The 8,891-nt window shown below is 70.7% G+C and carries 8 protein-coding genes and 1 riboswitch; of the genes, 5 read left to right on the top strand and 3 right to left on the bottom strand.

What is annotated here, in order from left to right:
• Positions 1-241 precede the first annotated feature (241 nt).
• Positions 242-1,186, bottom strand: a complete 945-nt coding sequence (locus VKA29_RS02655; protein ID WP_324783479.1) for a glucosyl-3-phosphoglycerate synthase — start codon at positions 1,184-1,186, stop codon at positions 242-244.
• A 157-nt stretch (positions 1,187-1,343) separates the two neighbouring features.
• Positions 1,344-1,501: riboswitch (SAM riboswitch) on the top strand.
• Positions 1,502-1,519: 18 nt separating this feature from the next.
• Here VKA29_RS02655 and thrC point away from each other — a divergent pair.
• The 4 genes from thrC (at position 1,520) to groL (ending at position 5,792) form a co-directional block, all read left to right on the top strand.
• Entirely contained in the window at positions 1,520-2,803 is a 1,284-nt protein-coding gene (thrC, locus tag VKA29_RS02650) for a threonine synthase (protein ID WP_324783478.1), read from the top strand.
• Positions 2,800-3,075: a MoaD/ThiS family protein gene (locus VKA29_RS02645; RefSeq protein ID WP_264928251.1), complete on the top strand. Its 276-nt coding sequence runs from the start codon at positions 2,800-2,802 to the stop codon at positions 3,073-3,075. Before thrC ends, VKA29_RS02645 begins: the two co-directional genes overlap by 4 nt.
• A gap of 442 nt (positions 3,076-3,517) precedes the next feature.
• Positions 3,518-3,721: a cold-shock protein gene (locus VKA29_RS02640; RefSeq protein WP_004986573.1), complete on the top strand. Its 204-nt coding sequence runs from the start codon at positions 3,518-3,520 to the stop codon at positions 3,719-3,721.
• A gap of 448 nt (positions 3,722-4,169) precedes the next feature.
• Complete coding sequence (groL, locus tag VKA29_RS02635; protein WP_324783477.1) at positions 4,170-5,792, top strand: chaperonin GroEL; 1,623 nt, start codon at positions 4,170-4,172, stop codon at positions 5,790-5,792.
• A gap of 106 nt (positions 5,793-5,898) precedes the next feature.
• Here groL and VKA29_RS02630 read toward each other — a convergent pair whose 3' ends face one another.
• Positions 5,899-7,077 (bottom strand): glycosyltransferase, encoded by a 1,179-nt coding sequence (locus VKA29_RS02630; protein ID WP_324783476.1) that lies wholly within the window; start codon positions 7,075-7,077, stop codon positions 5,899-5,901.
• A gap of 245 nt (positions 7,078-7,322) precedes the next feature.
• On the opposite strand from VKA29_RS02630, the gene VKA29_RS02625 reads away from it, so the two are divergent.
• Positions 7,323-8,138: a hypothetical protein gene (locus tag VKA29_RS02625; protein ID WP_324783475.1), complete on the top strand. Its 816-nt coding sequence runs from the start codon at positions 7,323-7,325 to the stop codon at positions 8,136-8,138.
• A gap of 132 nt (positions 8,139-8,270) precedes the next feature.
• On the opposite strand, the gene VKA29_RS02620 is transcribed toward VKA29_RS02625, so the two are convergent.
• Positions 8,271-8,840, bottom strand: a complete 570-nt coding sequence (locus VKA29_RS02620; RefSeq protein ID WP_324783474.1) for a hypothetical protein — start codon at positions 8,838-8,840, stop codon at positions 8,271-8,273.
• Positions 8,841-8,891 lie beyond the last annotated feature (51 nt).

The raw sequence follows: 8,891 nt of genomic DNA, 5'->3' as shown, positions 1-8,891 counted from the left end.
ACGGCCGTCGGCACCTTCGCGGCGGTCCGGCAGTGTCCGAAGGGGCGCGGGGAACTGCGCGACCGGTCACGAGGGTGCGGCAGTCGGCCGACGGCCTGCCTCGGTACGGCCGTCGGCACCTTCGCGGCGGTCCGGCAGTGTCCGAAGGGGCGCGGGGAACTGCGCGACCGGTCACGAGGGTGCGGCAGTCGGCCGACGGCGCGGCGCGCCGCGGCATGACGCCGCACCACCAGCGGAGCGCTCACGCCACCTTGCGGGTCTGGTACTCCGCCAGTTCCGCCATCGGCGGCCGTTCCTCCGTGTCCACGGAGTAGGTGCGCGGCTCGAAACCGTCCTCGCCGCGTTCGAACTGGGTGAGCGCGGGCCGGATCAGGTGGCCGCGAGCCAGCCGGAGCTGGGCGGTCCGGTAGATCGCGGCGGCCATCCGGCCGAGTGCCTGCCCGTCCTGGTGCCGGTGCTTGCGCACGCCCACGTCGACCTGGGCGAGGGCGTCCAGGCCCACCAGGTGCAGGGCGTCGACCAGCATGCCCAGCTCCACCCCGTAGCCCACGGGGAACGGCAGCTGCTCCAGCAGGCTGCGGCGGGCGGCGTACTCACCGCCGAGCGGCTGCACGAACCCGGCCAGCTGCGGCCAGTGCATGTTCAGCAGCGGGCGTGCCATCAGCTCGGTGACCCGGCCGCCCTGGCCCGCCGCGCCGCCGAGCGGGCGGTCGTACATCGCCTTGACCAGATCGACCCCGGGGTCGGTGAGCAGCGGGCCCACGATCCCGGAGACGAAGTCGGAGGAGAACTCCTTCAGGTCGGCGTCGACGAAGCAGACGATGTCCCCGCTCGTGACGAGCAGGGAACGCCACAGCACCTCCCCCTTGCCGGGCACGGCGGGTATGCGTGGCAGGATCTCGTCGCGGTGGACCACCCGCGCGCCCGCCGCCGCGGCGACCTGGGACGTGCGGTCGGTGGACCCGGAGTCGACGACGACGATCTCGTCGACGAGCGGGACCTGCTGCATGAGGTCGTGACGGATGACCGCGACGATGTCGCCGACCGTCCCCTCCTCGTTGAGCGCGGGCAGCACGACACTGACCGACTGGCCGGCGCGCTGCTTGGCGGCCAGGATCATGTGCAGCGGCCGGTCGGTCACGGACCAGGAGCGGGTTTTCAGCCAGCGCTCGACTTCGTTCAGCACAGTGCGCGGCTCCTCTGCGTTCTCTCGGCGAGCGGACCCTGTGATCCATCTCGCGGTTCGGACGGCTATCTCAACTGTCCTGGCCTTCGGTTACAGTCTTGAACAACGCTGATGACCATCGCATGTCGGGGGTCGTCCCGCGTTCACAACCGAATACCGCTCATCCAGAGGGGCAGAGGGACACGGCCCGATGAAGCCCCGGCAACCCTCCAGCCGGTTCTCGTACCGATCACCGTCGATCGCCGCGCGAGGCTCCCGGCTAGGGAAGGTGCCAAATCCGTCTCACGGCGAGATGCGTCGTGAGGAAGATGAGGAGAAAGGGCCTCGCCTCACATGGCTGTGCAGACTGTTGCAAGCACCACGGACTCCACCGTAGACCTCGGCCCCGCCGCCGCCCTGTCCTGTCGCGAGTGCGGCCACCGGGTCCCCCTCGGACCGGTCTTCGCCTGCGAGGAGTGTTTCGGCCCGCTGGAGATCGCGTACGACTTCTCGGCCTACGACACCGAGGAGCTCCGCAGGCGCATCGAGGCGGGACCCGCGAACATCTGGCGTTACGCGCCGCTGCTGCCCGTCCCCGCGGACGTGGCCGACAAGCCCAACCTGAACCCGGGCTGGACCAAGCTCGTCAAGGCCGACAACCTCGCCCGCGAGCTCGGCGTGACCGGCGGGCTGTACGTGAAGGACGACTCCGGCAACCCGACGCACTCCTTCAAGGACCGCGTGGTCGCCCAGGCCCTGGAGGCCGCCCGTGCCTTCGGCTTCACCACCCTCTCCTGCTCCTCCACCGGCAACCTGGCCGGCGCCGTCGGCGCCGCCGCCGCCCGCGCCGGCCTCCGGTCCTGCGTGTTCATCCCGCACGACCTGGAGCAGGGCAAGGTCGTCATGGCCGCCATCTACGGCGGCGACCTCGTCGGCATCGAGGGCAACTACGACGACGTCAACCGCTTCTGCTCCGAGCTCATCGGCGACCCGGCCGGCGAGGGCTGGGGCTTCGTCAACGTCAACCTGCGGCCGTACTACGCGGAAGGGTCCAAGACCCTGGCGTACGAGGTGTGCGAGCAGCTCGGCTGGCGGCTGCCGGACCAGATCGTCATCCCCATCGCCTCCGGCTCGCAGCTCACCAAGGTCGACAAGGGCCTCCAGGAGCTGATCAAGCTCGGGCTCGTCGAGGACAAGCCGTACAAGATCTTCGGCGCGCAGGCGCTGGGCTGCTCGCCGGTGTCCACCGCCTTCAAGGCCGGCCACGACGTGGTCCGACCGCAGAAGCCGGACACCATCGCCAAGTCCCTCGCCATCGGCAACCCGGCCGACGGCCCCTACGTCCTCGACATCGCCCGCCGCACCGGCGGCGCCGTGGAGGACGTGACCGACGAGCAGGTCGTCGAGGCGATCAAGCTGCTCGCCCGGACCGAGGGCATCTTCGCCGAGACGGCGGGCGGCGTGACGGTCGGCGTGACGAAGAAGCTGATCGACAACGGCGTCCTCGACCCCACGAAGACCACCGTCGTCCTCAACACCGGCGACGGCCTGAAGACGCTGGACGCGGTGGCCGGCACCGGCCTCACCGCCACCATCCGCCCCAACCTGGACTCCTTCCGAGAGGCTGGCCTCGCATGAGCGTGACCGTTCGCATCCCCACCATCCTGCGCACCTACACCGGCGGTCAGGCCGAGGTCCCCGCCGAGGGTGCGACCCTCGCCGAGGTCATCGCGGATCTGGAGAAGAACCACACGGGCATCGCCGCCCGCGTCCTGGACGACCAGGGCAAGCTGCGCCGCTTCGTCAACGTCTACGTCAACGACGACGACGTCCGCTTCGAGCAGGGCCTGGAGACCGTCACCCCCGACGGGGCCGGCGTCTCCATCATCCCGGCCGTCGCGGGCGGCTGACCTGCCGGTTCGTTTACCGCTGGTAACGGCGGTGACGCAGAGTTCCGACCGATTGCCCTCTCCGTAAGAGAAACGGAGGGGGCAATTCTGCATGGTTGAGCGCGGTACAGTTGGGGAACCCACCCCCGGCTCCGCGCGCCGGACGCGATCAGTGCCCGCTCCGGATGCGTCGAGAAATAGCCAAAGTGTGCGAGCCTTTTGCGCCATTCGCTCTTTATGTGCGGCCCGACTTGCCCTGAATTCGGGGGAATTCTTACTACATTCCGGACCCCTTCCGTCCGGAATTCTCGTCCGACTGACCTGTTGCAGAGGGCAGTTGGGCAGATACATTCGGCCGCGGTCGACGCGTTCCGGCGCACACCCCCAATCCGTGGGGGGTGAGGTCTGACCCGGATCCGCGAAGTGCGGGTCCGTGCAAGGGCCAGTAATAGGGGAGTTAGGCATGGCTCAGGGCACCGTCAAGTGGTTCAACGCGGAGAAGGGGTACGGCTTCATCGCGGTCGACGGTGGTGCGGATGTTTTCGTCCACTACAGCGCCATCCAGATGGACGGGTACCGCACCCTGGAAGAGGGCCAGCGGGTGGAGTTCGAGATCTCGCAGGGCCAGAAGGGCCCGCAGGCCGACATGGTGCGCGTCACCGCCTGATACGCGCGACCGACCGAACCGCGGCGACGTCTTCCGTCGAAGGGCCCGTACCTCCCGGGGTACGGGCCCTTCGTCCTGCCCGCACACACGCCCGAGGCCGCCGGAGCCTCGCCCGCAAGGCGAGCCCGCTCCGCGGGCGCGCCTTGCGCCCGCCCGTCACCCGACCGCCACCCCTCAAGGAGCCCGCTTCGCGGGCGCGCCTTGCGCCCGCCCGTCACCCGACCGCCACCCCCCAAGGAGCCCGCTTCGCGGGCGCGCCTTGCACTCTCGGGGGTCGAGTGCTAATCATTGGCGTTAGCACTCTGAAGGTGAGAGTGACAACGAAGGACCGGGTCGGTGAGGCCCGCAGGCCGGGTGGGGCAAGGAACCACGAGGCAGGCGAGCCGTCCGTCGCGGGCGCGGGCGCGGTCCGAAGGAATCACCCCCAGTCCTGGAGGGACCACTTCACATGGCCAAGATCATCGCGTTCGACGAGGAGGCGCGGCGCGGCCTCGAGCGCGGCATGAACCAGCTCGCGGACGCCGTGAAGGTGACGCTCGGCCCCAAGGGTCGCAACGTCGTCCTCGAGAAGAAGTGGGGCGCCCCCACGATCACCAACGATGGTGTCTCCATCGCCAAGGAGATCGAACTCGAGGACCCGTACGAGAAGATCGGCGCCGAGCTGGTCAAGGAAGTCGCCAAGAAGACGGACGACGTCGCCGGTGACGGTACGACCACGGCGACCGTGCTCGCCCAGGCGCTGGTCCGCGAGGGGCTGCGCAACGTAGCCGCCGGCGCCAACCCGATGGCCCTCAAGCGCGGTATCGAGAAGGCCGTCGAGGCCGTCTCCGCCGCCCTGCTGGAGCAGGCCAAGGACGTGGAGACCAAGGAGCAGATCGCCTCCACGGCCTCCATCTCCGCCGCCGACACCCAGATCGGCGAGCTCATCGCCGAGGCGATGGACAAGGTCGGCAAGGAAGGCGTCATCACCGTCGAGGAGTCGCAGACCTTCGGTCTGGAGCTCGAGCTCACCGAGGGCATGCGCTTCGACAAGGGCTACATCTCGGCGTACTTCGCCACCGACATGGAGCGTATGGAGGCCGTCCTCGACGACCCGTACATCCTGATCGCCAACTCCAAGATCTCCTCGGTCAAGGACCTGCTCCCGCTGCTGGAGAAGGTCATGCAGTCGGGCAAGCCGCTGCTGATCATCGCCGAGGACGTCGAGGGCGAGGCCCTGTCGACCCTGGTCGTCAACAAGATCCGCGGCACCTTCAAGTCCGTCGCCGTCAAGGCCCCGGGCTTCGGCGACCGCCGCAAGGCCATGCTCGGCGACATCGCCATCCTCACGGGCGGCGAGGTCATCTCCGAGGAGGTCGGCCTCAAGCTGGAGAACGCGACCCTGGACCTCCTGGGCCGCGCCCGCAAGGTCGTCATCACCAAGGACGAGACCACCATCGTCGACGGCGCCGGCTCCGCCGACCAGGTCGCGGGCCGCGTGAACCAGATCCGCGCCGAGATCGAGAACAGCGACTCCGACTACGACCGCGAGAAGCTGCAGGAGCGCCTGGCCAAGCTGGCCGGCGGTGTCGCGGTCATCAAGGCCGGTGCCGCCACCGAGGTGGAGCTCAAGGAGCGCAAGCACCGCATCGAGGACGCCGTCCGCAACGCCAAGGCGGCCGTCGAGGAGGGCATCGTCGCCGGTGGTGGCGTGGCCCTGCTGCAGGCCTCCCAGGTCTTCGAGAAGCTGGAGCTCGAGGGTGACGAGGCGACCGGCGCCAACGCCGTGAAGCTGGCCCTGGAGGCCCCGCTGAAGCAGATCGCCGTCAACGGTGGTCTCGAGGGCGGCGTCGTCGTGGAGAAGGTGCGCAACCTGGCCGTCGGCCACGGTCTGAACGCCGCCACGGGCGAGTACGTCGACATGATCGCCGAGGGCATCATCGACCCGGCGAAGGTGACGCGCTCCGCCCTGCAGAACGCCGCCTCCATCGCCGCGCTGTTCCTCACCACCGAGGCCGTCATCGCCGACAAGCCGGAGAAGGCCGCCGCGCCCGCCGGCGGCGGCATGCCGGGCGGTGACATGGACTTCTGATCCGCACCGGATCGGGCTGTCCTTTCCGAGGGCGGCACCCCCTGCTCGCAGGGGGTGCCGCCCTCGGGCGTTGTCCGGACTGCCGTGTCCGGGCCGTGCCGTCCGCCTACTTCTTGCGGCTCCTGCCGCCCCGGCGGTTCTTCGCGCCCTTGCCCGACCGGGCCGCGGACGCGGCCTTCGCCCGGCGGCCGGCGGCGGCCGGCTGCGGGACGGCGGCGGCCTGGCGGACCGAGAAATCGCGGTTGATCTCGACCTGGCGGCGGACGGCGGCGGGCAGGTCGGGCATCGCCAGGAGCATGTCGCACGCCCGCACCGCCTGGGCGTGGTCACCCACCCAGTACGCCGCGATCGAGTACTCGAACAGCAGGCCCCAGCGGTAGACCCACGGCTTGGTGAAGAGCAGGTCCTCCGGCTCCGGCCGGCCGACGACAGCGGCGAGGACCGCGTGCGCGGTGCGGTGGCGGCCCTTCTGGCGCAGCCGGGAGGCGAGCTCGTAGCAGGCCTCCAGCCGCTGCGGGCGGACCTCCCAGGCCCGGGAGAACGCCTCGATCGCACCCGCCCAGTCGTCGGTCCGCTCGGCCCGCAGGATGCCGCTCTCCAGCAGCGAGCAGTAGACCTCCTCCGCCCAGCCGCCCATGGCCGCGCGGCGCTCGTACAGCGCGACGGCCTCCTCGGCCCGGCCCAGGTCGCGTACGGTGTTGGCCAGGTAGAAGACGGTCCGGGGGTTGTCGGGGTCCCGCTCCAGCTCGCGGCGCAGCAGGCGCGCGTCCCGCTCGAACTTCTCGGCGCGGCAGCCGCCGTCCGCGTGGTCCTCGATCACCAGGGCTTCGAGGTTCTCCTGCACGTCGGGCCCGTCGGTGCACGGGTACTCGTGCGTGACGCCCTCGTACCGCCAGACACGGTCCGCGCGCATCAGATGCTTGAAGCGGTGCTGGGTGCCCGGGCTGTCGTAGCGCAGCATGTAGGAGGTCGCCGTCAGGTGCGGCAGCGGCGCGTCCTGGCGCAGCACGTGGTCGGCGTCCAGGGTGAGCACGTAGTCCGCCTTGCCGAGGGCGTACCCGATGTTGAGGGTGCGGTTGTGGCCGAAGTCGACCCAGGGATCCTGGTGGAGTTCGCCGGGGATGCCGTCGAGGGCTTTGCGGACCAGCTCCTGGGTGCCGTCCGTCGAGCCGGTGTCGGAGATCATCCAGGTGTCGACGAGGTGACGTACCGAGCTGAGGCATCGCTCGATCACCCGTGACTCGTTCTTGACGATCATGCAGAGGCAGATGGTCTGTTTCTTCATGGTTCACGGGTCCTGGCCGGTGGCCGGTGGGCGGGTGGGGTCGGCCGACCACCGTGACACGCGTCCCGAGCTCCCGGTGCGTGCCACGCTCAGACACGGCGGGGAGGCGCTCGTTCGGAGGCGCCATTTTGACCCGATTGCCTGATATTCGTACCCCTTGGCCGGTGGGCGGAGGCCGTCACCAGGCCCCGGCTTGAGGCTTGGGTCCGGAAGGTCCGATTCACCTTTGACAAGGAGGACGACGAATGGATCCGGATATCCGGAGGACTCCGCGCCTGGGACCGCTGGCGCGCGAGCGATTCAAGCAGGCGGGCATGCTCGCCTCGCTGACCCTGGTCATGGCCGCTGGACTGGTCGACCCCGCCGTGGCGGCGGTGCAGAGCGTGCAGGCGCACGTGGCCGTGGCGAAGGGCGACGACTGCGGAGTCCCGGGCAGGCGCGCCGCGGAGGACCTGGGCGGCGTTCAGGCGAACGGCGGCGGCAAGGACCACTGCAGGGGCGCGACGGGCGCGACCGGCGCGACCGGCGCGACGGGTGCCACAGGTGCGACCGGGGCCACGGGGCCGGAGGGCCCGCAGGGTGTGACGGGTGCCACCGGTCCTGAGGGTCCGCAGGGTGTGACGGGCGCCACCGGTCCTGAGGGCCCGCAGGGCATGACCGGTGCCACAGGTGCGACGGGTGCCACCGGGGCGACGGGTGCGACCGGCTCCACCGGTCCGTGCGCGGACATCGACAGCATCGCTCCGTCGAACGTGCGACAGTTCAGCGCGGTCCTCTCCGGCGGCCAGGCCTTCGTGGGCCGTCAGAGCCTCGCGCCGCTGGGCGCCTACCAGTGGGTCAACGTGAGCGGCCCCGGCAACCCGGGCTATCCCACCGGCACGGCCTGTGCCGTCGGGGTCACCGTGCGGGACGGTGACCTGCGGGTCCAGCTCCTGACGACGGGCGGGCTGGTCTACCAGACCCATTGCGACGTGACGGGTACGGCCCTTTCCTGCACGGAGGGCTGGACTCAGCAGACGGCACTGCCCACGACACCTCCTTCGCCCCGCCAGCGGAAGTAACGCGGCCCGGCGGCGGCATCCCCTGCCGTCGAGGCACGGCGGGTGCCGCCCCTCGGCGTGCGCCACAAGCGGATACGCGCCGAGGCGGGACCGCGGGACCGCGGTCCCGGCGGGCGGCCCGGCGGACGGCGTCTACGGATTGCCCATCGGCTCGATGTCGACCCTGACCGGCGTGCCCCACACGCGGAGCACCTCGTAGTCGGTGAACTCGTGCACGAGCCGGTAGGCCATGGCCGGACGGGGGCCGCGCCGCTGGGCGGCGAGGTACAGCTCGGCCTCACGCCGGTCCCGCCGCGGCGTCCCGCACAACTGCCACTCCTGCCCGTTCCACAGCTCCGGCAGCCACCGCTGCTGGGGCTGCGGGCGGTCGGCGCGCACGCCGTAGCGGGACGGGACGGGCTCGGTGGGGGCATGCGGCACCGGCCCGCCGTTGTACTCGGCGCGGCGGGCGGCCCGGCGCCGGGTCTCGCACAGCAGGCACAGGTCGGGGGCGCTCTCGTCGACCGGGCCGGTGGGGTGCTCGGGGCAGCGGGTGCTGGGCGCGGCGCCGCTGACGCTGTCCTCCAGCAGGTCGAGCGCACGGCGCAGATCGGCCTTGACCTCGTGCAGCTTGGCGTCGGGGGTGTCCGCCCCGAGCGCTTCGCCGTGCTCCCCGAGCAGACGGAGCGCGCGGCCGAGGGCGGTGAGCTGGGCGTGGTTCATGGGATCAGTCTGCGCCACGCCCCCGGCCGACCGGATGATCACCTTCGGTGG

Origin of the sequence: Streptomyces sp. H51 (assembly GCF_035656535.1) — a bacterium.
Taxonomy (GTDB): domain Bacteria; phylum Actinomycetota; class Actinomycetes; order Streptomycetales; family Streptomycetaceae; genus Streptomyces.
The sequence above is the reverse complement of the archived record's forward strand: the minus strand, read 5'-3'. Positions and strand labels throughout refer to the sequence as shown.

Bases quoted from the DNA above. Each gene is read 5' to 3' on its own strand.
- VKA29_RS02645 (WP_264928251.1), top strand. From the start codon at position 2,800: ATGAGCGTGACCGTTCGCATCCCCACCATCCTGCGCACCTACACCGGC.
- groL (WP_324783477.1), top strand. From the start codon at position 4,170: ATGGCCAAGATCATCGCGTTCGACGAGGAGGCGCGGCGCGGCCTCGAG.
- VKA29_RS02630 (WP_324783476.1), bottom strand. From the start codon at position 7,077: ATGAAGAAACAGACCATCTGCCTCTGCATGATCGTCAAGAACGAGTCA.
- thrC (WP_324783478.1), top strand. From the start codon at position 1,520: ATGGCTGTGCAGACTGTTGCAAGCACCACGGACTCCACCGTAGACCTC.
- VKA29_RS02620 (WP_324783474.1), bottom strand. From the start codon at position 8,840: ATGAACCACGCCCAGCTCACCGCCCTCGGCCGCGCGCTCCGTCTGCTC.
- VKA29_RS02625 (WP_324783475.1), top strand. From the start codon at position 7,323: ATGGATCCGGATATCCGGAGGACTCCGCGCCTGGGACCGCTGGCGCGC.
- VKA29_RS02640 (WP_004986573.1), top strand. From the start codon at position 3,518: ATGGCTCAGGGCACCGTCAAGTGGTTCAACGCGGAGAAGGGGTACGGC.